Origin of the sequence: Aeromicrobium sp. Leaf350 (assembly GCF_916858655.1) — a bacterium.
In the GTDB taxonomy this organism is placed as follows: domain Bacteria; phylum Actinomycetota; class Actinomycetes; order Propionibacteriales; family Nocardioidaceae; genus Aeromicrobium.
In genome coordinates this window covers 238,078-264,240 of sequence record NZ_CAKASL010000002.1, presented here as the reverse complement: position 1 = coordinate 264,240, position 26,163 = coordinate 238,078, and the positions used below count along the sequence as shown (strand labels likewise).

Genomic DNA, 26,163 nt, shown 5'->3' with positions numbered 1-26,163 from the left:
ATGACCATGCCTCATTGTGTCGCGAGCTCGCGCTCCGACCGCTTCAGGTCACCATCGAGCACGTCGGCGTGTCCCAGCTTGCCGGGCATGAGCGACACCGAGGCGACAGAGATGACGGCGACGACCACGAGGTAGAGGACGACGAGGTCGGTCGAGTCGTTGACGGCGAACAGAGCAGTGGCGATGGTCGGTGCGAAGGCGGCGCCTGCGACCTGAGAGATCGTGTAGCCGACGGAAGCGCCGCTGTACCGGACCTCAGGAGCGAAGGCCAGGCTGAACAGGGACCCGGTCACTCCACCGGCGGGCGCCATGGCGATGCCGAACACCAGCGTCAGGGCGATCGCGAAGTTCACCGGGTTGGCCGTATTGATCAGCTCGAAGGCCGGGACGATGACGACGAGCATCGAGACGGCACCGAGGAGGTAGATCGTCTTGCGTCCCCATCGGTCCGAGAGGGCGCCGAAGACGGGGTACAGGAGCGTGGCGATCACCGCGGCGACGAACACGCCCATCAGGACCTGGTTGCGGTCCATGCCCAAGCCGTTGCTGCCGTAGCCGACGAGGTACGACATGCAGATGTAGGCGAAGACGCCCTGCGACAGATAGGTGCCGGCGACGAGGAAGATCTCCTTCGGGTGGCGCCGGAAGGCCTCTGCGACGGGCAGCTTGACCTGCTTCTCCTGCTTGCTGCGGACGGCCTCGAACTCCGGGCTCTCGTCGACCGATGCGCGGATGACGAGGCCGACGATCACCAGGATCGCGGAGGCGAGGAACGGTAGGCGCCATCCCCACGACTCAAAGGCCTCGGGCGAGAGCTTCGAGGCGAAGTAGAAGGCGATCGTCGCCAGCCCGACGCCTGCGGGAGCGCCCATCTGCGGGAAGGCGCCAAAGAATCCGCGGCGACCCTTCGGGGCGTGCTCGACCGCCATCAGGGTGGCTCCACCCCACTCACCGCCGACCGCGAAGCCTTGGATCAGCCGCAGCAGCGTCAGCAGGATCGGCGCTGCGATCCCGATGGTGGCGTAGGTCGGCATCAGGCCCATGAGGACCGTGGCCGAACCCATCAGCACGAGCGAGATGACGAGCATCTTCTTGCGACCGACCCGGTCTCCGTAGTGGCCGAAGACCACGCCACCGACGGGGCGCGCGAGGAAACCGACACCGAGCGTGGCGAACGACAGCAGCGTGCCGACGAGGGGACTCGAATCCGGGAAGAAGAGCGTGGGAAACACCAGCGCCGCGGCGGTGCCGTAGATGAAGAAGTCGTAGTACTCGACCGTGGTGCCGATGAAGCTGGCGAGGGCGACCTTGACCGGCGAGGTCTTGGTGGGCCGATCTGCGGTGGTGGTCATGATGGTGCTCTTTCGGTCGGTCCGAGCTCAGTCGAGCGTGACGGTGGTGAGGGCGAAACCGGCGATGAGTTCCTTGATCGGCCGGTAATACGAGTGGGTGACGGTGTACGAACCGGCCGCTGACATCGCCGCGTAGCCGGCGATCCAGGTGCGCACCTCGTGCGAGGAGTTGCCGGCGATGCGGGTCATCTCGTCGGGCGACCACGCGTCGAGTGGCGTCAGGTCACCGGAGGCGACGATCTCCAGGAACTCGCGGTCCCACTCCGGTGCGAGCTCCTGGATCGTGGCGGTCCCGGCGGCGAAGTCCTTCGCCGCCTGGATCACGCGCTGCTGCCGTACAACGCGAGCCTCGGGGCTCAGAGGCCCGCCCTCACCCATGAGCATCCTGCGCTGCTGCTCGGTGGCCGTCGCGATCCGCGGCACGGGCGGGTCATGCGAGAGGCCACCCGATGCGATGAGTAGGACCTTCTGGTCCAAGGTCGCGAGGTGGCGCCCGACGGACTCACCGAGCTGCCGGACTCTTTGTACCGGCGTGAAGGGAGGCGCGACCGAGTTGATGAAGATGGGGACGAATGGCTTGGCCGTGATGTCGCCGTAGACGATCTCCATCGGTTGGACGGCGCCGTGGTCGACCTCCATCTGCAGCGACACCGACAGGTCGATGCCGTCGGCGATGACGGCTTCGGCGAGCGAGCGAGCGAGGTCTTCCGGGACATTCAGCGGGCCGGCCTGGCTGCCGTAGTCACCGATGCTCGTTGCGGCGTAGCCGATGCAGAACGCCGGCATGAGGTTGTAGAAGAACCCGTTGTAGTGGTCCGGTCCGAAGTTGATCACGACGTCGGGGTCGTAGTCGGCGACGAACTTCCGAGCGATGTCGAAGTTCTGCTCGAGCTCGTCGGCGACCTCCTTGTCGAGGTCGGCGTACTCCAGGAGCGGACTGTGGCTCGTGGCCAGGAGGGCAAGCGTCACGACGGGTCACCGCCGTCTCGACCGAGCAGGAAGTCGAGGTGGATCCGGTTGAACGTCGGAGCATCCTCGTACTGGGGCCAGTGGCCGCACTCCTCCATGACGGCCAGCCGGCCGTTCGGGATGAGCTCGGCGATGCGGCGTCCCTCGTCGACAGGGCCGGACGGGTCCTTCGTGGTCCACACGACGAGCGCCTCGGCCTGGATGGCCCGGAGGTCGTCGTCGGAGATCATGTTCCGCTTGCGGGTCTCGAGATCCTGCAGGGCCATGTTCGACTCGGCGGCCTTGAGCCAGTCGGACTGCTCGAAGATCGCCTGGCGCGTGCGGATCAGGTCGTCGGTCACCATGGTGGGATCGGCCATCAGCCATTCGAGGCGAGCCTTGACCCGCTCCCAGGACGGATCCTTCGCCGCCTCCATCGACAGGGTGTAGAGCCGCTCCATCACCTTCGGGTTGGCCATCGTGCCGCCCATGGTGTTGAGCACGATCTTGTCGACACGCTCGGGGTGGAGCTGGGCGAACTTGGCGGTGACCCAGCCGCCGAGGGACTCTCCGCTGAAATTGGCCTTCTCGACGCCGAGGGCATCGAGGATGGCGCTGACCTGGTCGATGTAGTGGGGGATCTCCAGGGGGTGGTCGGGCTTGCTCGAGTAGCCGTGTCCGATGAAGTCGATTGCGTAGACGTTGAAGTGCTCGGCGTGGACCTGCAGGTTCCGGACGTACGCCTCGGCGTGACCGGTGATGCCGTGCAGGAAGAGCAGGAGCGGCTTGGAGGGGTCACCTGCGTGCAGGTACCGGGTGCGGTAGTTGCCGGCCTGGAGGAATCCCTGGCTGAACTCGACCTGGTTCAGGTCGTTCCAGACGCTCGTGTAGGGGCGCGTGGTCATGTGGGGTGCTCCTCAGCGGGATTCGGACGTGGTCTGCGGGACGGTGATCGGTCGCGCACGGGTGCTGTAGTCGGGGTTGTCGGTGGCGCTCGTGGCGTCGTGACGGTGAGGTCGGTCGAGCACGCTGGACAGCGCGTCCTCGAGCTGGTGCAGGGCATCGGTGTCGTCCCAGACGGCGTCGGTCTGTCGCCAGGCGATGTATCCGTCGGGGCGGACGAGAAGCGCGCCGGCTTCGTCGATCTCCCGGACCTGGCGCCAGTAGCCGTACGGATCTGTTGCGCCAGGCGTCCCGACCACGACCGTGCGAAGGAAGGGGAGGTCGAGCTTCTCGGCGGCGGTGACCCAGGCGGCTCCCGACAGACCCGTCAGGAGCGTCATTCGGCCGTGGCCGACGACGTCGAGGGTCGAGACGCGCTTGCCTTCAGTCCCGACGAGCCATGCGTGGGGGATCTTCGCGCCCGGCCGGGTCGTGGCCTGCAGGTAGAGCTCGCGGTCGCGGGCCCACACCTCGTCACCGTCTGCCGGGACCACAGCGGTCGAGATGTAGCGCTGGTTCAGCTCCACGCCCTGGGCGTTGAACTCGGTGTTCTTGAGTTCGAGCGCCTTGTAGAGCTGCTCGCGTGCGGCAGCGCCCTCCGGCGTCGGTGCCTTCAACTTCTCAAGCCCGGCGGTGACGGGGTCGTCAGCGTCACGGTCGAAGAACTCGCGCAGGCCTGCGTAGTCCTTGCGGGACTGATTGGCGCGAGCGACGATCTGCTTGCCCACGGGGACTCGCTCGTCGCCGTAGGTCTCGAGCAGGTCAGCGCCGGCGTAACCCTTGACGCTGTAGGCGACCTTCCACGCGAGATTGAAGGCGTCCTGCATGCTCGTGTTCGAGCCGAGTCCGCTGCTCGGAGGGTGACGGTGCACGGCGTCGCCGCCGCAGAGGACGCGACCCCTCGAGTACTGCGTGGCGTGCTGTTGGTTGACGTACCAGAGCGACTTCGTGACGATGTCGATCTCGAGGTCGGGGTCTCCGACGAGCGTCCGGATCTGCGCCTTGACCACGTCGTCGTCGAGGTTCGGCTCACCAGCGGCCATGTCGAATCCCCACCCGGCGATCCACTGGTTCCACGGCTTGATGGCCCGCAGGAGACCCATGCCGATCTCTCCGAAGCCGGCCTTGGAGTTCATGACCCAGTGCAGGATGCTCGGCCGGTGCTCGACGTAGCGGCTCAGGTCGGCGTTGAAGAGGATGTACGCGGTGCCGGCTCGGGCGAGCTCGCCCTCGAAGGGCAGCTCGATCTGCTCCGCGATGACTGAGCGCGCACCGTCGAAGCCGAGCAGGTAGCGGGCGCGCTGGGTGAACACGTGGCCTGAACGGTTGTCGCGAAACCTGACGGTCACGCCGTCGGCGTCCTGCTCGTGGTCGAGGTACTCGGTGTCGAAGCTGACGATCGCGCCGCGCTCGGCTGCCTTGTTGATGAGGATCGGCTCCATCAGGGGCTGCGGAATGTCGAGCATGGTGCACGGGCTGCCGGTCAGGTAGTCCCCGGAACGGCCGTCGCCAGTGCCCCACGTCTGCAGGCGGACGATCTCCTCACCGGCCAAGCTGGTGGTAAAGAGGGTGTCGCCCATCTGGTCCCAGGGTGTAGCGAAGCGTCGCGCCTCGCCCTCGAGCCCGAGGTCGCGGAGCACCTCGACGGCCCGCTGGTTGGTGATGTGCGCTCGAGGCGAGTTCGCCACCCACGGGAACATCGAGACCGCGTGGACGCGCACGCCATAGGTGGCGAGAGCCACGGCGGCGATCCCGCCTCCGGGGCCCAGGCCGACGACCACGACATCGGTGTCGTAACCGCTCCCGTCGTCGGGGAACGGCTCGAAGATCGGGCTGGGCAGCTGCTGCGTCATGGATGGCTCCGCGTGTCGGCCGGTCAGGGGGTGAGGGAGGTCGAGGTGATCGCCGTCACGTCATCTTTCTAGCATGCTAGTTTGCGCGATGGCAATACCCCGCCATGCCTACAGTCCGGCCAGGGACAACGACTATCGACTGCTATTGCAGAGCAACTGGCACCTTCCGTGTGACGGATCGCAGGAATGGGGTTGTGGTCCCGGTCACAACGCTCTACCGTGACTGGCACGCCAGTTATCGAGAAGGCGTGACTGACACCACCCCCGCAGCCCGGTTCGGTCACCGCGAGCGGCGTTTCCTACCCACTCCAGAACGGACAGCACCATGGATCTCAACGCCTCCACCACGGCGTTCATCGCCTGCCACTTCGAATACGACATCGTCGGCCCCGACGGAGCCTTCGCCCCGTTCTTCCGTGAGCAGATCGAGCAGCGCGGCGTCCTGTCCGTTGCCAAGCGTCTGGTCGAGGGCGCCCGCGCCAAGGACGTCCGGGTCGTCTACACCCGGGTCGCGTTCCAGGCCGGCCACATCGACCTCGTCACGAACATTCCGCTCCTCGGCGCCGTGGGACAGCAGGGCTCGCTCCTCGACGGCAGCCACGGCGGCGACATCGTCGACGAGGTCAAGCCCGGCGGTGACGATTGGGTCGTCACCAACCCCAAGGTCAGCGGGTTCGCCAGCAGTGATCTCGATGCTCGCCTCCGAGAGGCCGGCATCGACACGGTCGTCCTCTTCGGCGTCGCGACCAACCTCTCGGTCGAGAGCACTGGCCGCTCCGCAGGCGACCTCGGCTACCGCGTGGTCGTCGTCTCCGACGCATGCTCAGCCGCATCGGACGCCGCCCACGACGCGACGCTCGAGACGTTCGGCCTCCTCGGTGAGGTCGCCACCGCTGACGACGTCCTCGCCGCCCTCTGAACCGCACCGCTCACCCAAGGAGAATCCAGATGACTGACATGCTTGCGGCCCGCCTCCACGAGATCGGTGGAGCCATGCAGCTCGAGAGAGTCCCTCGCCCGACGGCCGGCGCCACCGACGTCGTCGTGAGGGTCGAGGCCTGCAACGTCGTCCCGAACCTGAAGAACGTGCTCGCGACGTACGCCGAGTGGTTCCCGTACCTGCCCCTGCCGAAGCTCCCGGCGATCTTCGGACTCGACTCGGCCGGGGTCGTCACTGAGGTCGGCGACCAGGTCTTCGACGTGCAGGTCGGGGACCGGGTCTACGTCAACCCCGGCGTCTCGTGCGGGTCCTGCCGAGCATGTCGCCGGGGCGAGGAGCCGAACTGCGACCGTTACACCTTCATCGGATACTTCTCGTTCGGACCCGACGGCCAGAAGATCTTCGACGCCTACCCCTACGGCGGCCTCGGCGAGTACCTGACCGCTCCGCAGCGCAACGTCGTCAAGCTCCCCGACAACGTCTCCTTCGAGGAGGGTGCGCGATTCGGCTACCTCGGCACCTCATACTCCGCGCTCAAGAAGGCCGGCGCGGGCCCGGGCAAGACCGTCCTGATCGACGGTTCCAGCGGCACTCTCGGCATCGGTGGGGTCCTGAACGCGCTTGCTATGGGCGTCACCAAGGTCTTCGGCACGGGCCGCAACGCCGACCTGCTCGCGGACGTGAAGGCGATCGCACCCGACCGCATCGAGGTCCACGCCACCGGAGACGGCGATCTCGGCGAGTGGGTCCGCGCGAACAACGACGGCTACGGCGTCGACATCGTCATCGACGCCCTCGGCCCTGGGGCTCCCGCCGAGACCTTCCAGGAGGCCATCGGCGCCCTCGCCCGCGGAGGCGTGGCGGTCGACATCGGCGGCATGATGGAGCATCCCCCGCTCAACCTGTTCGAGATGATGTGCAGCCAGCAGTCCGTGCTCGGAAGCCTGTGGTTCACGACAGGTGAGGCACAGGAGATGTCAGACCTCGCCGGTAGCGGGGCGCTCGATCTCTCCGTGCTCGAGCACCACGTCTTCCCGCTCGAGAAGATCAACGAAGCACTCGACGAGGGTCTGCCCGCGCGCCATGGAGGCTTCACGAACTTCATCTCGAAGCCCGAGCACTCCGGCTGACCAGACCGGCAGGGGCTAGCGACCTCGCTTGCTCCTGCCGGCCTGCCAGGACGGCGTGATCAGGAACAGCACGCCCGCCAGCGCCAGCAGGGCGGCCGGTACCCAGTTGCCGGTCGCGGCGTTGACGGCGGCGGCCACGAGCATCAGCACGCCGGCCAAGAACCAGATTCGCTTGTCGTTCATGAGCCGACGGTAGATCGGAACCAGGGGGCGCGCCCGTCGACCGCGCGCCATGCGTGCCGCGTCCGTAGGCTCGACGGGTGACGACGACTCCGGAGACGATGCGGGTCGCGAGCGGCTTCGCGACCGACCTGCCCGAGCTCGCCGTGCCCTGGCAGGCCGAGGAGGCCCCGGACGCTCGGGTCGTGGTGCTGAACGAGGCCCTGGCGACCGAGCTCGGCATCGATCCGCAGGAGCTGCACGGATCGACGGGTGCTCAGCTGCTCACCGGCAACCTCCTGCCGCCCGGGTCCACCCCCGTCGCCCAGGCCTACGCCGGCCACCAGTTCGGCGGGTACTCACCGCGCCTCGGCGACGGTCGGGCGCTGTTGATCGGTGAGCTGACCGATCGCGACGGCACGCTCCGCGACCTCCACCTGAAGGGATCGGGACGCACCCCGTTCTCCCGTGGCGGCGACGGCCGCGCCGCGGTCGGGCCGATGCTGCGCGAGCACGTCGTCAGCGAGGCGATGCACGCCCTCGGCATCCCGACGACCCGGTCCCTCGGGGTCGTGGCGACCGGACGAGCGGTGCGCCGCGAGACCGACCTGCCGGGTGCGGTCCTCGCCCGCGTGGCGAGCAGCCACCTGCGGGTGGGCTCGTTCCAGTACGCGGCGTCGACGGGAGACGTCGACCTCCTGCGGCGTCTCACCGACCACGCGATCGCGCGTCACCATCCCGCCGCCGCGTCCGCCGAGCACCCGGCCCTGGCACTCCTCGAGGCGGTCGCCCGCGCCCAGGCCGACCTCGTCGCCCGCTGGATGCTCGTCGGCTTCGTGCACGGCGTCATGAACACCGACAACATGACGATCTCCGGCGAGACCATCGACTACGGGCCGTGCGCGTTCCTCGAGGCCTACGAGCCCAGCACCGTGTACAGCTCGATCGACACGGGCGGTCGCTACGCGTACGGCAACCAGCCGGTCGTCGCCGAGTGGAACCTCGCCCGCTTCGCCGAGTCGCTGCTCCCGCTGATCTCCGACGACCAGGACACCGCGGTGGCGCTCGCGACGGAGGTGCTCGGCACCTTCCGCTCGCAGCACGGCACGTCCTACGCGAGAGGTCTCCTCACGAAGATCGGGCTCACCTCGCCCACGGACGACGGCGCCGCCGTCGAGCTCGCCGAGCAGCTGCTCGCCCTGCTGCGCGAGAGCCACGTCGACTGGACGAGCGGGTTCCGCGCCCTCGGCGCCGCGGTACGCGGCGATGCCGAGCCGTTCCGCGGACTGTTCCTCGACCTGCCCGCGGCGGATGCGTGGCGGATGCGCTGGCGACAGCACGGGCCCGACGCTGCTCTGATGGACCGCACGAATCCGCTCTACGTCCCGCGCAACCACCTCGTCGAGGAGGCGCTGCAGGCCGCGACGGCTGGTGACCTCGGCCCGGTCCTCCAGCTCGTCAGCGTGCTGCAGCGCCCCTTCGACGAGCGGCCCGGCCTGGAGCGCTATGCCGCGCCTGCACCGCAGGACTTCGGGCAGTACACGACCTACTGCGGCACCTGAGAGGGCGGCCACGGTCCGGCGAGGGCCGAGGTCGGCAGCGCCGGGCTGCGGTGGCCGTCACGACCCACGGTGGTGCGCGCGGCCACCAAGGCGTTGAGCACCGACTCCTCGGTGGCCTGGACGACGGCCTCGTAGAGCGGGTCCATCGCTCCCCAGGGCAGGAACTCCAGGTTCCTCAGCTCTGAGCCCTGGTCGTGGATGGAGCTGTCGAGACTGCCGGGGTTGGCCGTCGAGAACGCCAGGAAGATGTCGCCGGAGAAGTGACTTCCCGTCGTCCCCGTGCGGGCCAGGCCGAGCCCGACCCGGCGGGCGAGGGCCTTGCACTGCCCCGGCAGCAGGGGTGCGTCCGTCGCGACGATGCCGATGCACGAGCCCGCGCCGGGCGGGGCGAGCCAGGAGTCGTCCTCCATGGGGTTGTCGTCGAGCAGGTCGCGCCCGACCCGCCGCCCACAAACGACGAGCTCCTTGCGCGACCCGAAGTTGGCCTGCAGCAGCACGCCGACCGTGTACTCCGACCCGCCCATCCGGACGCGGCGTGAGCTCGTGCCGGTGCCGCCCTTGAAGGCGTAGCAGTTCATGCCCGTGCCTCCGCCGACCGAACCCTCCTCGATCGGGCCGCTCGCGGCGGCATCGAGCGCAGCCACCGCGTGCTCCGGCTGGACGTGGTCGCCGTTGATGTCGTTCAGGTAGCCGTCCCACGTCTCACCCACCACCGGCAGGTGCCACGCGGGCTTGAGGGCGGGGTTGGTGCGGAGCGACCACCCGAGGATGCCGCGGTGCGCCGCCCCGACCGAGTGCGTGTTGGTGATCCCGATGGGCAGCGACAGGCTCCCGGACTCCTCGAGCCAGTGGCTGCCGGTGAGCTCGCCGTTGCCGTTGAGCGAGTGGAAGCCGGCGGCGCACGAGGTGCCGACTCCCTCACGGCCGCGGGGCAGGATCGCCGTGACGCCCGTGCGGACGGGTCCCTCCCCCTCGCGCAGGTCGCCGTCCCCGGCGACGAGGGTCCGGAAGCCGACCTCCACGCCGGCGACGTCGGTGATCGCGTTCCACTCCCCCGGCTCGCCCTCGAGCGGAAGACCGTGGTCGCGGGCCCGCCGCGTGTCCTGGGGGCTGCTGCTCATCAGATGTCCTCCTCGGGTGCACCGGCCAGCATGGTCCACCGATCCGCGTGACGCGGCCGCAGGTAGACCTGGTGGTAGACGAAGCCGAGACCGAGCGCACTGAGAGCGATGACGATCTGCCACGGGTTCACGTCCCACACCTGGTAGGTCACGTAGGCCAGGGCGACGATGATGGCCAGCGGCGGCAGCGGGAACAGCGGCATCCGGTACTGCGCCCCGGCGGTCGACCCCGTGCGACGCCCGACGAGAGCACTCGTCGCGACGAACACGTACACCACGATCAGCGTCGCGCCGGTGGCCGTGATGAGCGAGCCGATGGGCACGAACGCGGCCAGCGTGGCGGCGACGACGCCGATCAGGATCGTCGCGAACGGCGGGGTCTGCAGCACCGGGTGCACGTAGGCGAGGCGACGACCCACGGCGTCGGGGAAGGCCCGATCACGAGCGGCGCTGTAGAGCGTGCGTCCGCCCTGCAGGATGATCGCGACGGTCGCGTTGATGATCGCGACGGCGATCGCCAGGCTGACCGCGACGTTGACCGCCTCCGACCCGCGCGTGGTCATGAAGTACTCCATCGGGTTGCCCGCACTGACCAGGTCGGTCAGGTCGGGGGCACCCAGCAGCACCGCGGCCAGCGGGAGCATCTCGGCGACGACGGTGACGCCCAGGCACACGAGGATGACCTTCCCCATGACCTTGCGTGCACCCTGCGTCTCCTCGGCGAAGTAGATCGCCGCCCCGTAGCCGTTGTAGGCGAACAGCGCCGTGGCGGTCTGTCCGGCGATCAGGCCGAGACCCACGCCGACCAGGGTGCCGTCGTCGCCGATGGTCTGGGCGTCGAAGAGGGTGCTGACGGGACGCGACACGTTGACGAAGCCCAGGATGGAGACGACGACGATCGCCGCCATCTCCAGCGCCAGGAACACACCGGTGATCCAGGCGTTCGTGCGGATGTTGAGGATCGCCACCCCCGAGCAGACCAGGATCACCGCGACGCCCACCCACTTGGAGTCGGCGCCGTCGAACGCGGCCGCCAGGTACTCCCCCGTGCCGAGCGCGATGACGCCGATGATCATCGTGAGGCTGAACGCGTTCATGAGGAACAGCGAGAAGCCCGCCGCCTTGCCGAGCACGCGGCCCGCGAAGGAGTACTCCCCGCCGGCGATCGGGAACGCGGACGACAGCTCGGCGTAGCAGAGCGCCATGCAGGCGGCGACGGCCGCTGCCATGAGGAAGGCCAGGAACGACGCTCCCCCGACCGCGGCGATGACGGTCGGGATGATGATGAAGACGCTCGACGCCGGCGTGACGGCCGAGAGCGTGATCAGCACGTTGCCGCGCAGGTTCAGGGAGCGGGACAGCTCCTGCTCGTAGTGCTCGCTCGTCCCGGGTGGGGGCGTGATGGGTGACATGGCTTCCTCGTTCGTTCAGGTGACGCAGGACACGTTGGTCGACTCACCATCCCGGCGTCCCGGAGGTTCTCGGGCGACAGATCGTCAGACGTTGTGACTCGTGCCTGACACTTCGTCGGCAGGGCGGTGCGGCCCCCGCCTCGATGCTTCTGGGAGGCGCCTCGGTCGAGGAGCCCACCACCCCGGAAGGACTCGTCCCGTGACCCGACCTGCCCGCCCCGCCCCTCCGTTCCCGGTCCTCCTCGTGCTGGCTGCGCTGACCCTGGCCGGCTGCTCGTCCGAGCCGGAGGACGACGCCCCGCAGCCGGACGCGACCGCCACCAGCAAGCAGCTCGTCACCGACTTCTACACCCAGGCCTTCGTCGAGGGCGACGTCGAGGGGGCCGCAGCCGCGTACGTCGACGACGACTACGCCCAGCACAACCCGCAGGTCGACGACGGACGCGACGCGTTCGTCGAGGCTCTCGGCCCGTACCTCGCCGAACCGGGCGTCGAGTTCGTGATCGCCCGAGTCGTGGCCGAGGACGACCTGGTGGTGGTGCACGCGCTCAACACCGTCGAGGGCGGTCCCCCGACCGCTGTCGCCGACGTCTTCCGCGTCGAGCGCGGCAAGATCGTCGAGCACTGGGACGTCCAGCAGGAGGTCCCCACCGACTCGGTGAGCGGCCGCGACATGGTGCTCGACTGATGGTCGCGGCGACGGGGCGCCTCGCGGGCAAGGTGGTGCTGATCTCCGGCGGTGGCTCCGGCATGGGGCGCGCCTCGGCCCTGCTGTTCGCCGAGGAGGGGGCGAGCGTCGGCATCGTCGACATCGACGGCGACGCCGCCCAGGCCACCGCTCGAGACGTCACGAGCGCGGGCGGGCGGGCCGCGGTGGCGGTCGCCGACGTCTCCCAGGAGAACCAGGTCCGCAGCGCCGTGTCGTCGATCTCGTCCGAGCTCGGCGCCGTGACGACCCTGTTCAACCACGCCGGCACGATCATCGTGAAGCCGTTCCTCGACCTCACGGTCCAGGAGTGGGACTGGCTGCACGGCATCAACGTGCGGTCGATGTTCCTCATGACGCGGGCCGTGCTGCCGCAGATGCTGGCGAACGGCGAGGGCTCCATCATCTGCACGTCGTCGATCTCCGCCGTCGCCGCGACACCCAACGAGGTGCTCTACGACACCACCAAGGGCGCGTGCCACATGTTCGCGCGCGCCATCGCCGTGGAGTACCGCGACCGGGGGATCCGCTGCAACGCGATCTGCCCGGGGTTCATCCGCACCCCGCACGGCCTGCACGAGATCGAGGCGCTCGGCGAGCACGGCGTCGACACCTCGAGCAGCGCACTCGCCGAGCAGCAGGGGCGCATCGGTGAGCCGGAGGACGTCGCGAGGGCCGCGCTGTTCCTGGCGAGCGACGACTCCCGGTTCGTGAACGGCCACCACCTGTTCGTCGACAACGGGTTCACCGCGGTGTGACCGCCGGCGACCCACCCTCGAGCTCAGCGACGAAGGCCCGGACGTCGTCGACGAGGAGCTCCGGCTCCTCCAGGGCGGCGAAGTGCCCGCCTCGGTCGTCGACGTCCGTCCACCGCACGATCGTGTTGCTCTGCTCGGCCAGATGACGCAACCCGATGTCGTGCGCGAACTGGATCGCTGCCGTCGGGACACCTGAGCTCTCCGGCACGGCGCCCCAGCCCTGCTCCTGCGCGTAGCCGACGTAGGCAGCCGATCCGGCCGACGCCGTCAGCCACCACAGCGTGGCGTTGGCCAGCACGAACTCCTCGCCGAGCACGTCCGTCGCGGCGACCTCGGCCGGGTGGCTCCAGGCCTGGAGCTTGTCGAGCATCCAGGCGAGCTGCCCGACCGGGCTGTCTGCTGCCATCGCCCCGACCAGGCCCGGCCGCGTCGACTGGACCGCGATGTAGCCGAACTCGTTCTGCATGAACTCGCCCACCCGCCGCATCCGATCGACCTCGATCGGCGTCATGCGGGCCGCGGTGTCGTCGTCGAGCTCGCCCGCGAAGGCGCCGAGGGCTCCGTTGACGTGCACGCCGCGCACGCGGTCGGGGGCGAGCCGTGCGATCTCCGGAGCCACACCCGCACCGACATCGCCGCCCTGGACGACGAACGTCTCGTGGCCCACTCGGGTCATCAGCTCGAGCATGACCCGGGCGATGCGATCGACTCCCCAGCCTGCGTCGGACAGGGGCGTCGAGAAGCCGAAACCGGGCAGCGACGGGATCACGACGTCGAAGGTGTCCACCAAGAGATCGATGACCTTCTCGAACTCCAGGAACGACCCGGGCCAGCCGTGCAGCAGCAGGAGGGGTGTCGCGCCCTCGTGACGGGACGGCACGTGCACGACGTGGATCTGCTGTCCGTCGATGTCGGTCAGGTACTGCGTCCGCGCGTTGAGTCGCTCCTCGGTAGCGCGCCAGTCGTGGGTGGCCCACCGGGCGGCGTGGTCACGGAGGACTTCCACCGGCACGCCGGTGTCCCAGCCGTCGCCGGGTAGCGGAGCGGGAAAGCGGGTCCGCCGCAGGCGGTCTCGCAGATCGGCGAGGTCGGCCTCCGGCACGTCGATGCGGAAGGGAATGAGTCGGGCGTCATGTGGGGTCATGGCTCCACCCTCCCCCCTATTCCGGTCACAATACGGCCGGAATCTGGTCCATGATGGAACTATGTCGAGGACGACCGGACGCACGATGCAGCTGCTTAGCCTGCTCCAGGCTCGGCGGGAGTGGACGGGTTCCGAACTGAGGGACCGCCTCGAGGTCAGCGACCGCACGCTCCGCCGCGACATCGATGACCTGCGCGAGCTCGGCTACGGCGTCGAGGCAACGCGGGGCGTCGGCGGCGGCTACCGGCTCGGAGCGGGCGCATCGGTCCCGCCACTCGCGCTCGCGCAGGACGAGGCCGTCGCGATCGCCGTGGGCCTGCGCAGCGCGACCGGTCATCTCGTCACCGGCCTGGAGGAGGCGTCGGCCCGAGCGCTCGGCAAGCTCGAGCAGTCGCTGTCGAAGCACACGCGCGACCACATCGTCGCCGTCGGACGGTCAATGACGGTCCTCACCTCCCCCGGCGACCCGGTCGACGTCGACCTCGTCGCGGACCTGGCGGCGGCGATCGGAGACACCCGGGAGCTCGACCTCGAATACCGACGAGGCGATGGCACCGATCGCCGCCTGCGCGCGCAACCGCACCGCATCATGCGGACGACCCGTCGGTGGTACCTCGTCGCCTGGGACCCCGAGCTCGGCGAGTGGCGAACGCTCCGGATCGACCGCATCACGTCGGCGCGGACCCTGCGGACGACCTTCGCGGCTCGCGACGTCCCCGAGGACGAGCTGCGCCGTTTCACCACGCGCAGCATCACGACCGATCCCTACCCCGTGCGGGCTACTGTGCGAATGCACGCCCCCGTCGACGTCGTGCGGCGCGCCTTCGGGCCGACCGTCGCCCAGGTCGAGGAGATCGACGCCGAGTCGTCGATGCTCACGGCCGGCACCCGACGCGCCGAGGAGATGGCCCTGTACCTCGGCACCAGCGGGATCGCCTTCGAGGTCGTCGAGGGTGATGAGCTGCGCGAGGCGTTGCTGCGGCTCGCCGACCTCTTCCGAGTCGCCGCGGAGCAGCCGTCCCTGCCCTTCGCGACCGGAGGGAGTCCCACCGACGACGCTTGACCTTGACGCTGGGTCAACCTCCCAGACTCGCGTCATGACCACTTCTCCCCCACTCACCGCCACCGCCATCGCCGTCGCCGGACTCACGAAGTCCTACGGTGACCAGCGCGTGCTGGACGGCGTCGACCTGACCGTCCGGTCCGGCTCGATCCACGCGCTGCTGGGCTCGAACGGAGCCGGCAAGACCACGGTCGTGCGCATCCTGTCGACGCTGCTCAAGGCCGACGGCGGCACGGCGACGGTCGCCGGACACGACGTCGCGACGCAGCCCGCGGAGGTACGTGCCGCGATCAGCCTGACCGGCCAGTTCGCTGCCGTCGACGACATCCTGACCGGGCGCGAGAACCTCGTGCTCATCGCGAAGCTGCGCCACGTCGACGACCCGCGCGGCGTCGCCGACCAGCTCCTGACGCGCTTCGACCTGGTGGACGCCGCCGATCGTCGGGCAGCGACGTACTCCGGCGGCATGCGGCGCAGGCTCGACATCGCGATGAGCCTGATCGGCGACCCGTCCGTGCTGTTCCTCGACGAGCCCACCACGGGGCTCGACCCGCAGGCTCGGCTCGAGGTGTGGCGCACGATCGCCGAGCTCGCCGCCGGCGGGACCACGGTGCTGCTCACGACCCAGTACCTCGACGAGGCCGAGCACCTGGCCGACCGGATCGCGATCCTGCACGGCGGCCGCATCATCGCCGACGGCACCTTCGCCGACCTCCAGGCGCTCCTGCCTCCGACCGAGGTCGAGTACGTCGAGAAGAAGCCCACGCTCGAGGACGTCTTCCTCGCCCTCGTCCGTCACGAGCAGTGAGGACGACCACCATGACCACCACCGCACACCTCAGCGACACGACGACCCTGCTCGGCCGCTCCCTGCGCCACATCTCGCGCAGCCCCGACACGATCATCACCACCGCGATCACGCCGATCGCCATGCTGCTGCTCTTCGTCTACGTGCTCGGCGGCTCCATCTCGGTCGGCCAGGAGAGCTACGTCAACTACCTGCTGCCCGGCATCCTGCTGATCACGATCGCCTCGGGCATCAGCTACACCGCGTTCCGCCTGTTCACCGACGTCTCCACCGGACTGTTCGAGCGGCTCCAGTCGATGCCGATCACCCGCTCCGCCGTGCTCTGGGGACACGTGCTCACCTCGCTCGTGGCGAACGCCGTCTCGCTCGTGCTGGTCGTGCTCGTCGGCCTGCTGATGGGCTTCCGGTCGGGTGCGGGCGTCGTCGCCTGGCTCGGCGTGGTCGGCCTGCTCGCGCTGTTCACGCTGGCGCTGACGTGGCTCGCGGTGATCCCGGGCCTGACGGCGACGTCGATCGACGGGGTGAGCGGATTCTCCTACCCGCTGATCTTCCTGCCGTTCGTGAGCTCGGCGTTCGTCCCGACCGACGGCATGCCCACCGCGGTGGGGTGGTTCGCCGAGCACCAGCCGGTGACCTCGATCGTCAACACGCTCCGCAACCTGCTCGCCGAGCAGCCCGTCGGCGACGACGGGTGGATCGCGCTGGCGTGGTGCGTGGGTCTGCTGCTGGTCGCCTACGCCCTGGCGATGAGAACCTATCGACGACGCATCTCGTGAGCGGCCGCTGCTGGAGGAGGACATCGTGCTGACGATCAGCCAGCTGGCCTCCTACGCCGGGGTGACCGTCCGGGCGGTGCGGCACTACCACGCGAAGGGCCTGCTGACGGAGCCTCCGCGCGACCACTCCGGCTATCGCCGCTACGACGCACGCGACGTCGTGCGGCTGATCCGGATCCGCACCCTCGCCGAGGCCGGGGTTCCGCTGTCGCGGGTGCAGACGATGCTGGACGCGGATCCGGACGCGTTCGCCGCGTCCGTGGCGGAGATCGACCAGCGCCTGCGCGACGAGGTGCGAGAACGGCAGGAGCACCGCCGGCGCATCGCCCGCCTCGCAGCGGGTGACAGCCTCGCGCTGCCTTCGGAGGTTGCTGAGTTCGTGGCCCGCATGCGGGAGCTCGGGTTCCCCGAGCGCGTGATCGAGATCGAGCGCGACAGCTGGATCCTCATCGCGGCGCAGATGCCCGAGGCGATCCCCGCGCTCATGGACATCAAGCGCGCCCAGATCGAGCTCCCCGACCTGCGGCGGCTGTACCTCGACTTCGACTTCGACGGCTTCCTCGCGGTCGACCTCGACGACGCCTCGATGTCGGCGCTGGTCGACCGGGTCGTCGCCTTCGTCGAGGCCGCCAGCGCATCGGCGCACGGACTGGCCGACCCGGAGACCGTGCCGGTCGTCGGCGACGACCTCGTGCGGCTCCTCGACGAGGCCTTCATCGCCACCTTCCCCGGCGCGAGCCGCATGCTCGAGCTGCTCGAGGAGCGCGGCTGGGTCGGCTGGACCGACATGCGCTGGGTCGGACCCTCGCAGGACTAGTGGTCTGCCGCCCGGTGGTCGTCGAAGGCCGTCAGGAGCTGCCGCAGCAGCTCTCGGTCGCCCTCGACACTCACTGTTCCGCCGCGAACGGACTCGTCCAGGTCTGCCCCGTCGAACACCAGGTCCTGCACGGCGCGGACAGACGACATCAGGACGGCATCGGTGTCAGTCTCACCCCGCTTCGCCTCCAGCCGGCCGTCGACGACGGTGAGGACGAACGCGTCGCCCGGCAGCCGTAGCTGCACGGTGCCGCGCAGCGACGACGCCGCCCCGGCGTCGAAAGTGGTGCGCAACGCGGTGACCAGCGCGTCCGGACTCAGCTCCTCGGCCGAATCAGCTTGCGGCGGACGAGGGCTGCCCCAGCGCCCCAGCGCCAGGAGAACCGGCTCGAGCGCCCGGCCACTCTCGGTGAGCTCGTAGATCAGTCCCGCCGCCGGGGGCAAGGCGCGGCGGCGCACCAGCACACCGGAGTCCTCGAGCTCGCGGAGCCGCTGGGTCAGCACGTTCTGGCTCATGCCGGGCAGCCCGCGGTGCAGGTCGGCGAACCGCTTGGGGCCGAGCAGGAGCTCGCGCACCACCAGCAGCGCCCAGCGCTCCCCCACCACGTCGAGCGCACGAGCGATGCCGCACAGGTCCCGGTAGCTCCGCATGCCAGCAGCGTACCTTGCATTCGACACCAGTTACTCCTACTTTAGGAGTACCTCGACCCAGGAGATCCGATGGCACACGTGAACTCAGCCGACGGCACGCCGATCGGCTACGACCGACTCAGCGACGAAGGGCCCGTCGTGGTGCTCGTCGGCGGCGGTCTGGACGACGGCTCCGAGAACCTCCCGCTGGGTGAGCACCTGACGGACGGGTTCACCGTCGTGAGCTACCGCCGTCGCGGTCGTGGCGACAGTGGCGACCACCAGCCGTACGCCCTGGAGCGCGAGGTCGAGGACCTCGCGGCGGTGATCCAGGCCGTCGGCGGACGCGCGCATCTCTTCGGCGCCTCGAGCGGCGGGGCGCTCGCGCTCGAGGCGGCCGCCGCCGGACTCCCGGTCGACCGCCTCGCGATCCACGAGGTGCCGTACCAGGTGCAGGACGCGATGGTCACGACCTGGCAGACCTACCGTCACGAGCTCGACGAGGCGCTGGACGCCGGCGACCCGGACCTCGCACTCCGTCTGTTCATGCGCCTGGCGGGTTCGTCCGAGCAGGACATCGCCGGCGCGGAGGCCGCTCCCGTGTGGCCCGCCCTCCGCGAACTCGCGCCGACACTGCGCTACGACGCGGCGTGCCTCGGCGACGGCCCGGTGCCCGTCGACCGCCTGGCCACGGTGCAGCAGCCGGTGCTCCTCACGACCGGCGTCGTGATCGACCCGCACATGGGTGGACTCCCCCTCGACTTCTTCGGTGCCGCGGCAGACGCTGCAGCGGCTGCGCTGCCCGATGCCCGGCGGGACACGCTCGAGGTCCAGGGACACGTGGCCGACCCGACCGTGCTCGGTCCCCTGCTCCGTGGCTTTTTCGACGGTGCGCGTGACTAGGTTGTCGGCATGACGCCTCGCACTCATCTCGGCCAGGTGGCCACCGTGGTGGTCCCGGTGACCGATCAGCAGCGGGCCCTCGAGTTCTACACCGAGGTCCTGGGCATGACGAAGGTCAACGACTTCACCTACCCCTCGGGCGAGTGGTGGCTGGAGGTCTCGCCCGCCGAGGGAAGCTCCAACCTCTGCCTCGTCGCGGCAACCACGTCGCGACCCGCGGGAGTCGAGACCGGCATCGTGCTGTCGAGCACCAGCGTCGAGCAGGACCGCCGGGCACTCGCCGAGCGCGGGGTCGACGTGAGTGACGCCCTGCTGCCGACCGACCAGGTGACGACCTGGAGCGGTGCGCCGCTGGCGGGTTTCCCCGACCAGTTCCTGCTGCGCGACAACGACGGCAACTCGTTCCTGGTCGTCGCCGCTCCGACCGCCTGACCATGGCAGGCTCGTGCGCGTGACTGCAGGAATCGACGAGCCCGACCGCCGCGGACGCACAGGGCTGCACCTGACCGGCCGTGACCTCACCCGCAACCCCGACATCGTCGTGCGCGACGTGGAGGTGCTGGCGAACGACTGGTACGTGCTGCGGGCGACGACGTTCGACCAGCGTCATTCCGACGGCACCTGGCGGACCGAGCGCCGCGAGACGTACGACCGCGGCGACGGCGCGACGATCCTGCTGTACGACGTCGAGCGTCGGACCGTGCTGCTCACCCGGCAGTTCCGGTTTCCCGTGTACGTCAACGGCCACCCCGACGGGATGCTGCTCGAGACCGCCGCCGGGCTCCTCGACGAGGACGACCCGGTGGCCGCCATCCGCCGGGAGGCGGTCGAGGAGACCGGGGTGGAGGTCGGCGAGGTGCAGCACGTCTTCGACGTCTTCATGAGCCCCGGTTCGGTCACCGAGCGCCTGCACTTCTTCGCCGCCCCGTACCGTCGCGACGACCTCCGCGGGTCGCACCACGGCGTCGCTCACGAGGGCGAGGACATCCAGACCGTGGAGCTCGACGCCGACGACGCCCGCGCCCGCATCGGCACGGATCTCGTCGACGCCAAGACCGTGATGCTGCTGCAGTGGGCCTTCCTCGACGGCCCCTTCGCCTGAGATCATCGACCGTGGTCGGAACGCCGCGCTCCCGCACAGGCACGGCGCTGCTGGCCGCCCTCGTGGCCGTGGCCGTAGCCGTCGACGGATGCTCGTCTGACTCCGACACTGGCACCGACGAGCCGCGCGACACCGTTCTCGTGGCACCCGGGACGACGTGCGACCGCGAGCTCAACACCGACAGCGCGGCGACGACCAACGAACAGGTCGGCGGCCTCCGGAACGACGACTTCAGCGTGCGCTTCTCGCAGACGACCCGGCTCGGCAACGTCGCCCTGGTCACCGGCGACCTGCAGAAGGCGTTCCGTCTGCTCACCGAGGAGTACGGGGTCGCCCTCGTCGCGGAGTACGAGCCTGACGACTCCGGACTCGTGGTCGGCTTCGCGCAGATTCGTGCGCTGGTCGACGAGTACTGCGCCGAGAGCTGACCAGCGGGCGCGACCGTCGTCCCGGTGATGGGATGAGGTGTGCGCCGCGTCCACCTCGTCCTCCCCCACCAGCTGTTCGTGCAGAACCTCGAGGTCGAGGCCGATGCGTTCGTGCTGGTGGAGCACGACCTGCTGTTCCGGCAGTACCCGTTCCACGCGCACAAGCTGGTGCTGCACCGCGCCTCGATGGAGCACCACGCGAGCGAGCTCGCCGACGCCGGGAAGACCGTCGAGTGGGTGCGCACGGACGGCCGGACGAGCAGCAGACTCGCCGTCGCTCGAGCCCTGGAGGGTGCGGACGTCGTCACCTGGCACGACGTCGTGGACGACTGGCTGGAGCGTGACCTGCGCGGTGCAGCCGAGGATGCGGACGTGGAGGTCGAGGTGCTGCCGACGCCCAACTTCCTGACCTCGGCCGAGGACGTCGCCGAGCAGTTCAAGGGCAAGCGGACGCGCATGGCGCACTTCTACTCGTGGCAGCGCCGCCGACTGGAGGTGCTGGTCGACGAGGGCGAGCCGGTCGGCGGCCAGTGGTCGTTCGACACCGAGAACCGCAAGAAGCTGCCCAAGAACCATCCCGTTCCCGAGACCACTCGGCCTGAACCGGACGCGATCACACAGGAGGCCATCGCCTTCGTGCGTGACCGCTTCCCCGACGCGCCGGGCGATCCCGCCCGCTTCGCCTGGGCCGTCACGCGTCAGCAGGCGGACGAGATGCTGCAGGAGTTCCTCGAGCAGCGTTTCCACGAGTTCGGCCCGTACGAGGACGCGATCTCCGGCGACCACGGCTTCGTGTTCCACGCCGTCCTCACGCCCGCCCTGAACGTCGGTCTGCTGGATCCTGCTGAGGTGCTGGACCGGGTCGTCCACCATGCCGAGCGCAACAGCGTGCCGATCGCCTCGTACGAGGGATTCGTGCGTCAGCTGATCGGGTGGCGCGAGTACATGCGCGGCAGCTACGTCTCGCGCGGACGGAAGCTGCGCACCGCCAACGCCCTCGACCACTACCGCGAGCTGCCGCCCGGGTGGTGGACCGCCGAGACCGGGCTCGAGCCCGTCGACACGGTGCTGCGCCGGGTGCTCGACACCGGTTACGCCCACCACATCGAGCGGCTCATGGTGCTCGGCAACGCGCTGTGCCTGCTGCGGGTCGACCCCGACGAGATCTACGCGTGGTTCATGGCGATGTTCGTCGACGCCTACGACTGGGTCATGGTGCCCAACGTTTACGCGATGAGCCAGTACGCGTCCGGCTCCGCCATCACGACCAAGCCTTACGTGTCGGCCAGCAGCTACCTCCGCAAGATGTCGGACATCCCCACCGGCGAGTGGACCGACGTCTGGGACGGCCTCTTCTGGACGTTCGTGCGCGACCACCGCGACGTCTTCGAGTCGAATCCGCGCAGCACGATGATGGTGCGCCAGTGGGACGGCTTCGACGACGCGAAGCGGAGGAAGCTGGTCGCGTCCGCGAGGCCGTGGTTGAAGGACTGACGGTCCGGCGGCGGCCCGTAGGATGACGAGCGCTCATGCCTGCCCCTGAAGATCGCCCCCGTCGCCTGCTGCTCGTGGTGGATGCGCCGTCGCTCCTGCACCGCAACCACCACGCGCGCGCCCACACCAAGATCGTCGACCGGGCCGGGCGTCCCGCGTGGGCGCTGCACGGCATGCTGCGCCAGATCCTGGAGGCGATCGACGGGTTCGCGCCCGACGCCGTGATCTTCGGGCTCGACGACCGGACCGCGTCCGTGCGGCGTGACTTCTTCCCCGAGTACAAGGCGGGGCGGACCGAGAAGGACGCGGCGCTGGTCGAGCAGCTCGACCGCGCGGGCGCGCTGCTCGACGCCCTTGGTCTCGCCACACTCACTCCCCCGGGCCTCGAGGCGGACGACGTCAGCGCCACGGCCGCCACCTGGGCAGGCGACCACGGCTGGGACTGCGTGATCATCACGTCCGACCGGGACGCGTTCGCCCACATCAGCGACCACACGCAGGTGCTGCGCCTGATCAACGGCGGCATCAGCGGATCCCCGCTGCTCAACCCGGCGCGGCTCCTCGCCCTCTACGGCGTGCCGGCCGACCGCTACCTCGACTTCGCGGCCCTCCGCGGTGACGCCAGCGACAACCTGCCCGGCGTCGACGGCATCGGTGAGAAGACCGCAGCGGCCCTTCTCACGCAGGTGGGTCCGATGCAGACCGTCTGGGCCGACATCGACCACCAGGAGGGAGTCGCCGTCGCGGCGACCCTCGACTCCTGGGCAGCCGAGGTCGGATCACGCCGTATGGGCTCCACCGTCGTCCGCCGGCTGACCGCGCCGGGCGCGCGCGAGCGGTTCGACTTCAACGTGCGGGTGATGACGGGCCACGACGACCTCGACCTGGGCATCACCCCCGACATCCCGGGGACACCGGGACTGCTCCCGCTCGACACCCACCGCGTGAACAAGGTGGTCAGCTTCCTCGACGTGGAAGCGACCACCGCGCTTGCGGTCCGCGTCCTCAGCACCGACCCGGCGTCAACCGCCGCCCGCTGAGCGATATGAAGCTCAGGGCACGACGATCGGCGAAGCAGCGCCGATCGCGTCCGCACTGTCGAGTACAGCTAGAAAATCCGACTCCGTCAGCAGCTCGATCTGCTGACCTTTGCTCTGGAGAGCGAACGCCTTCTGCGCCTTGCCTGAGTAGTCAGCACCCGGCCGCAGGTTTCCAGGGTTGAAGCTTCCGAGGACGAGGACGTTGGTGCGCTTGGTCATGTTCTCCTCGGGGCGACCACCAGCGCGCACCACCTCATCCCATGCTTGCTGCCGGACCATCGCGGTCAGTGTCCCCGTGAACACCACGACGCGTCCGTACAGGTATCCATCCGGATCGGCCTCCGGATTGGCTTCAGCCGCGATCAGGTCGCGTCCTCCGCCAGCGGCGATGCTGGCGGAGCCCTCGTACATTCCTGACGCCATCGCTCCGAGCCGGACCCCGTGCAGGCTGGCGATGCCGCCCACATCCGAGGCACCTCCGGCGCCCGCAAGCGCCAGAACAATGTGCACCACAGCGCGAGCGTCCGCCAGGGCATGGTGATGATCGAAGGCGAAGTCACCGCACGCCTCGACGACGAACGGCAGACGGTAGGAGGGTAGAGCGAAGGCTCGGCGAGCAGTCACCAGCGTGCAGAGAAACGTCAGCGAGGGCCACTCGATCTCGTCTGCCACGCAGGCGAAGCGGATGACACCAGTGTCGAAGGCGGCATTGTGGGTCACCACGACGTCTTCCCCAATGAACTCCACGATCTGAGGAAGAACATCACGCCAGGCGGGCGCACCGGACACCATCGCCGCAGTGATTCCATGAAGGCGCACGTTGAAGGGTTCGAAATGGGCGACCCGCTCTGGCGGCCTGATGAGCCAATGTCGTTCGTCGACAATCGCTCCATCGCGCACCTTGACCAGACCGACTGAGCACGGCGAGCCCCGGTATGAGTTCGCAGTCTCGAAATCGATAGCGGTGAAGTCGAGCATCCGGCCCCCAGTTGTCGTGACCTACTGCCGCCGAATCGACGGTGCACGCAGGCTAGTCCGACATTCGCCCGCGCACAGGAAATCGACAGATTCGGTTGGCCCACAGGCCGCCCGCTGAGCCGGGACGCACTCAGCGCTCGCGCGTCAGGTTTCCCACCGCGTCGCGCTTCCAGCGCTTCCCGTCAGCGTCGCGGAACGCCACGGCCGCCACGATGTCGCTGAAGGCGCGGTCGGGCTCGCCGCGGTCCTCGCCCTGGCGGTCGCGGAAGGCTGTCTGCGTCTCGCCGTTCAGCGTCACCACGTCGCGTCCACCACCGGGCACGGTCTGTCGCACGCGGGTCTCGCCGATGAGGTGGTCCCGGTAGTAGTACTCGACGTGCCAGTCGTAGATCGGCTGACTGCTCTGGTTCGCGACGACCAGGCACGGCGCCCCCACTCGCGAGGAGGCGACCAACTCGTCCGGCTCGTGGTACGAGACCCACGCCGAGATCTGCTGCGCCTGGGCCGACCGGTCACGACGGATCGTGCGAGCCAGCGCGACGATCGAGACGACGAGGGCAAGGGTGGCGATGACCGCCGAGGGCCAGTCCGTGTTGCCGAGGTTCACGTGAGTGATGCTCCCACTCACGGGAGCGTGGGTCATGCACCGTCACGACACATCGACGCGATCGACTACTCGTCGGCGGCGCTCAGCAGGAGGGTCGTGCGGCACGGGCAAGTCCGAATTGTCACCTTCTGAGCCTGACCGTTCAGTAGGCAGTTCCGCGAAGGCACCGACCATCTGCCGGCCGGCCCGGGCTTGTCCAACGATAGCGCGGCGAGCCTGGCGAAGACTGTCTGAAGCCCCACCTAGAATCGATCGTATGTCTCGTCCAGCCAGCCTGATAGAGCTGTTCAGCGGTGATTCTCAGGCCCCCCGGGTGGCGGAGTTCTTCGCTGGCATTGGGCTGGCGAGACTCGGCCTCGAAAAGGCTGGGGCCGAAGTCGTGTGGGCAAACGACTTCGATCCGAGCAAGACGCTGATGTACACGTCACAATTCGGCAGCGATCACTATCACGAACGGGACATCGCAGGGATTCTCGGGGACGACGTGCCCGACGTCGAGATCGCATGGGCAAGCTTTCCATGCACTGACCTCTCCCTCGCCGGGAACCGTCGCGGCTTGAGCGGGAAGTCGTCATCGACTTTCTGGCAGTTCACTCGGATCCTCGAGGAGATGGGATCGCGTCGACCGAGCGTGGTAGCCCTCGAAAACGTTACTGGTTTCGCAACCTCGCACGGCGGCGATGACATGACGGCCGCGATCGGCGAGCTCAACCGATTGGGGTATTCGGTCGATGTCGTCACCTTAGATGCGAGGCGCTTCGTACCACAATCTCGCCCCCGCCTGTTCCTCGTTGGTGCGACGACACCCCCGCCAAGTTCTCACAACTCTGGCCGAGAGCTCCGACCGGACTGGCTGCAGACGGCTTTTGGCGATCCGGCGTTGTTAACGCATCAGGCGACTCTGCCGGCCCCCCCGGCACCGATGACGTCTGGCCTCATTCGGGTGATCGACCGTGACGCGGACGACTGGTGGGACGAGCAGCGGACTGAGGCATTTCTGCAATCCCTATCCCCACTGCAGACGGAGCGCGTGCGCGCACTACGCAACGGAACGGAGGTCTCGTTTCGGACTGCTTATCGACGGACCCGCAAGGGCGTCGCGACGTGGGAAGTCCGTGCCGACGACATCGCCGGCTGCCTTCGGACAGCCCGTGGCGGATCTTCCAAGCAGGCTGTCGTAGAAGCCGGCGCTGGGCGGGTAAGAGTTCGGTGGATGTCAGGTCTGGAGTATGCCCGCCTGATGGGGGCCGACGACTACGACCTCAGCTCCGCTCGCCCTTCGCAGGCACTCTTCGGGTTCGGGGATGCTGTGTGTGTGCCTGCTGTCAGCTGGCTCGCGGAGAATTACCTAGTGCCTCTCGCGAGCGGCGCCTTGACCGACGAGATGCCCGTACTGGAACTAATCAATGGCTAGCACAGGTCGATCGTCCGCGAACTACTCAAGTTCTAAGCCCAGCCGGAAATCGCTGCCCGCGAATGATGTGCGGGATT

General features: G+C 68.8%; 27 protein-coding genes. 16 read left to right on the top strand and 11 right to left on the bottom strand.

All coding sequences use genetic code 11. The annotated features are described in order from the left end of the window. Window positions 1-11: 11 nt before the first annotated feature. Genes LO931_RS10190 through LO931_RS10175 form a run of 4 tightly spaced genes read right to left on the bottom strand, consistent with a single transcriptional unit; the run spans window position 12 to window position 5,095 of the window. Entirely contained in the window at window positions 12-1,352 is a 1,341-nt protein-coding gene (locus LO931_RS10190; RefSeq protein ID WP_229053484.1) for an MFS transporter, read from the bottom strand. A gap of 27 nt (window positions 1,353-1,379) precedes the next feature. Further along, the gene (locus LO931_RS10185; RefSeq protein ID WP_229053483.1) at window positions 1,380-2,321 is read right to left on the bottom strand and encodes a 3-carboxyethylcatechol 2,3-dioxygenase; all 942 of its coding nucleotides are present in this window, start codon (window positions 2,319-2,321) and stop codon (window positions 1,380-1,382) included. Then, window positions 2,318-3,205 carry an alpha/beta fold hydrolase gene (locus tag LO931_RS10180; protein WP_229053482.1) on the bottom strand — a complete coding sequence of 296 codons (888 nt, stop codon included), beginning with the start codon at window positions 3,203-3,205 and terminating at the stop codon, window positions 2,318-2,320. Before LO931_RS10180 ends, LO931_RS10185 begins: the two co-directional genes overlap by 4 nt. A gap of 12 nt (window positions 3,206-3,217) precedes the next feature. Further along, window positions 3,218-5,095 carry an FAD-dependent monooxygenase gene (locus tag LO931_RS10175; protein ID WP_229053481.1) on the bottom strand — a complete coding sequence of 626 codons (1,878 nt, stop codon included), beginning with the start codon at window positions 5,093-5,095 and terminating at the stop codon, window positions 3,218-3,220. A 325-nt stretch (window positions 5,096-5,420) separates the two neighbouring features. On the opposite strand from LO931_RS10175, the gene LO931_RS10170 reads away from it, so the two are divergent. Next, window positions 5,421-6,014: a cysteine hydrolase family protein gene (locus tag LO931_RS10170; protein WP_229053480.1), complete on the top strand. Its 594-nt coding sequence runs from the start codon at window positions 5,421-5,423 to the stop codon at window positions 6,012-6,014. Window positions 6,015-6,043: 29 nt separating this feature from the next. Beyond that, on the top strand, window positions 6,044-7,165 hold the full coding sequence (locus LO931_RS10165; protein ID WP_229053479.1) for an alcohol dehydrogenase catalytic domain-containing protein: 1,122 nt from the start codon (window positions 6,044-6,046) through the stop codon (window positions 7,163-7,165). Window positions 7,166-7,180: 15 nt separating this feature from the next. Here LO931_RS10165 and LO931_RS10160 read toward each other — a convergent pair whose 3' ends face one another. Beyond that, entirely contained in the window at window positions 7,181-7,348 is a 168-nt protein-coding gene (locus tag LO931_RS10160; protein ID WP_229053478.1) for a hypothetical protein, read from the bottom strand. Window positions 7,349-7,425: 77 nt separating this feature from the next. On the opposite strand from LO931_RS10160, the gene LO931_RS10155 reads away from it, so the two are divergent. Continuing rightward, the gene (locus LO931_RS10155; RefSeq protein WP_229053477.1) at window positions 7,426-8,886 is read left to right on the top strand and encodes a YdiU family protein; all 1,461 of its coding nucleotides are present in this window, start codon (window positions 7,426-7,428) and stop codon (window positions 8,884-8,886) included. On the opposite strand, the gene LO931_RS10150 is transcribed toward LO931_RS10155, so the two are convergent. Beyond that, the gene (locus LO931_RS10150) at window positions 8,871-10,007 is read right to left on the bottom strand and encodes a P1 family peptidase (protein WP_229053476.1); all 1,137 of its coding nucleotides are present in this window, start codon (window positions 10,005-10,007) and stop codon (window positions 8,871-8,873) included. The genes LO931_RS10155 and LO931_RS10150 overlap by 16 nt on opposite strands. Then, window positions 10,007-11,419, bottom strand: a complete 1,413-nt coding sequence (locus tag LO931_RS10145; protein WP_229053475.1) for an APC family permease — start codon at window positions 11,417-11,419, stop codon at window positions 10,007-10,009. The genes LO931_RS10150 and LO931_RS10145 overlap by 1 nt, the downstream gene beginning before the upstream one ends. A gap of 199 nt (window positions 11,420-11,618) precedes the next feature. Here LO931_RS10145 and LO931_RS10140 point away from each other — a divergent pair, with 199 nt between their 5' ends. Together LO931_RS10140 and LO931_RS10135 are read left to right on the top strand one after the other, a co-directional pair. Further along, window positions 11,619-12,107, top strand: a complete 489-nt coding sequence (locus LO931_RS10140; RefSeq protein ID WP_229053474.1) for a nuclear transport factor 2 family protein — start codon at window positions 11,619-11,621, stop codon at window positions 12,105-12,107. Beyond that, a complete protein-coding gene (locus LO931_RS10135; protein WP_229053473.1) occupies window positions 12,107-12,883 on the top strand; it encodes an SDR family NAD(P)-dependent oxidoreductase in 777 nt (258 codons plus the stop codon). The genes LO931_RS10140 and LO931_RS10135 overlap by 1 nt, the downstream gene beginning before the upstream one ends. On the opposite strand, the gene LO931_RS10130 is transcribed toward LO931_RS10135, so the two are convergent. Continuing rightward, window positions 12,870-14,027, bottom strand: a complete 1,158-nt coding sequence (locus LO931_RS10130) for an epoxide hydrolase family protein (protein WP_229053472.1) — start codon at window positions 14,025-14,027, stop codon at window positions 12,870-12,872. The genes LO931_RS10135 and LO931_RS10130 overlap by 14 nt on opposite strands. Before the next feature lie 61 nt (window positions 14,028-14,088). On the opposite strand from LO931_RS10130, the gene LO931_RS10125 reads away from it, so the two are divergent. Genes LO931_RS10125 through LO931_RS10110 form a run of 4 tightly spaced genes read left to right on the top strand, consistent with a single transcriptional unit; the run spans window position 14,089 to window position 17,491 of the window. Then, the gene (locus LO931_RS10125) at window positions 14,089-15,090 is read left to right on the top strand and encodes a YafY family protein (RefSeq protein WP_229053471.1); all 1,002 of its coding nucleotides are present in this window, start codon (window positions 14,089-14,091) and stop codon (window positions 15,088-15,090) included. Window positions 15,091-15,124: 34 nt separating this feature from the next. After that, window positions 15,125-15,898, top strand: coding sequence for an ABC transporter ATP-binding protein (locus LO931_RS10120; protein ID WP_229053470.1), 774 nt, complete (start codon window positions 15,125-15,127; stop codon window positions 15,896-15,898). 11 nt (window positions 15,899-15,909) lie between these two features. Next, complete coding sequence (locus tag LO931_RS10115) at window positions 15,910-16,674, top strand: ABC transporter permease (RefSeq protein ID WP_229053469.1); 765 nt, start codon at window positions 15,910-15,912, stop codon at window positions 16,672-16,674. 25 nt (window positions 16,675-16,699) lie between these two features. Beyond that, the gene (locus tag LO931_RS10110) at window positions 16,700-17,491 is read left to right on the top strand and encodes a MerR family transcriptional regulator (RefSeq protein WP_229053468.1); all 792 of its coding nucleotides are present in this window, start codon (window positions 16,700-16,702) and stop codon (window positions 17,489-17,491) included. Here the strand turns inward: LO931_RS10110 and LO931_RS10105 are convergent. Beyond that, window positions 17,488-18,141, bottom strand: a complete 654-nt coding sequence (locus LO931_RS10105) for a helix-turn-helix domain-containing protein (RefSeq protein ID WP_229053467.1) — start codon at window positions 18,139-18,141, stop codon at window positions 17,488-17,490. The two genes, LO931_RS10110 and LO931_RS10105, sit on opposite strands and share 4 nt — an antisense overlap. Window positions 18,142-18,210: 69 nt before the next feature. Between LO931_RS10105 and LO931_RS10100 the strand changes: the two genes are divergently transcribed. The 6 genes from LO931_RS10100 to LO931_RS10075 are packed head-to-tail and all read left to right on the top strand — an operon-like array spanning window position 18,211 to window position 23,087. Further along, a complete protein-coding gene (locus LO931_RS10100) occupies window positions 18,211-19,023 on the top strand; it encodes an alpha/beta fold hydrolase (RefSeq protein WP_229053466.1) in 813 nt (270 codons plus the stop codon). A 9-nt stretch (window positions 19,024-19,032) separates the two neighbouring features. Next, on the top strand, window positions 19,033-19,455 hold the full coding sequence (locus LO931_RS10095) for a VOC family protein (RefSeq protein WP_229053465.1): 423 nt from the start codon (window positions 19,033-19,035) through the stop codon (window positions 19,453-19,455). Between the two features lie 19 nt (window positions 19,456-19,474). Continuing rightward, window positions 19,475-20,125, top strand: coding sequence for an NUDIX domain-containing protein (locus LO931_RS10090; RefSeq protein ID WP_229053464.1), 651 nt, complete (start codon window positions 19,475-19,477; stop codon window positions 20,123-20,125). A gap of 11 nt (window positions 20,126-20,136) precedes the next feature. Next, complete coding sequence (locus LO931_RS10085; protein WP_229053463.1) at window positions 20,137-20,553, top strand: hypothetical protein; 417 nt, start codon at window positions 20,137-20,139, stop codon at window positions 20,551-20,553. 39 nt (window positions 20,554-20,592) lie between these two features. Then, complete coding sequence (locus LO931_RS10080; RefSeq protein ID WP_229053462.1) at window positions 20,593-22,047, top strand: cryptochrome/photolyase family protein; 1,455 nt, start codon at window positions 20,593-20,595, stop codon at window positions 22,045-22,047. A 35-nt stretch (window positions 22,048-22,082) separates the two neighbouring features. After that, complete coding sequence (locus LO931_RS10075; RefSeq protein ID WP_229053461.1) at window positions 22,083-23,087, top strand: 5'-3' exonuclease H3TH domain-containing protein; 1,005 nt, start codon at window positions 22,083-22,085, stop codon at window positions 23,085-23,087. Between the two features lie 12 nt (window positions 23,088-23,099). On the opposite strand, the gene LO931_RS10070 is transcribed toward LO931_RS10075, so the two are convergent. Next, complete coding sequence (locus tag LO931_RS10070) at window positions 23,100-24,065, bottom strand: exonuclease domain-containing protein (RefSeq protein ID WP_229053460.1); 966 nt, start codon at window positions 24,063-24,065, stop codon at window positions 23,100-23,102. A gap of 130 nt (window positions 24,066-24,195) precedes the next feature. After that, window positions 24,196-24,672: a hypothetical protein gene (locus LO931_RS10065; RefSeq protein WP_229053459.1), complete on the bottom strand. Its 477-nt coding sequence runs from the start codon at window positions 24,670-24,672 to the stop codon at window positions 24,196-24,198. A 256-nt stretch (window positions 24,673-24,928) separates the two neighbouring features. Between LO931_RS10065 and LO931_RS10060 the strand changes: the two genes are divergently transcribed. Continuing rightward, a complete protein-coding gene (locus LO931_RS10060) occupies window positions 24,929-26,086 on the top strand; it encodes a DNA cytosine methyltransferase (protein ID WP_229053458.1) in 1,158 nt (385 codons plus the stop codon). The last annotated feature ends 77 nt before the right edge of the window (window positions 26,087-26,163 follow it).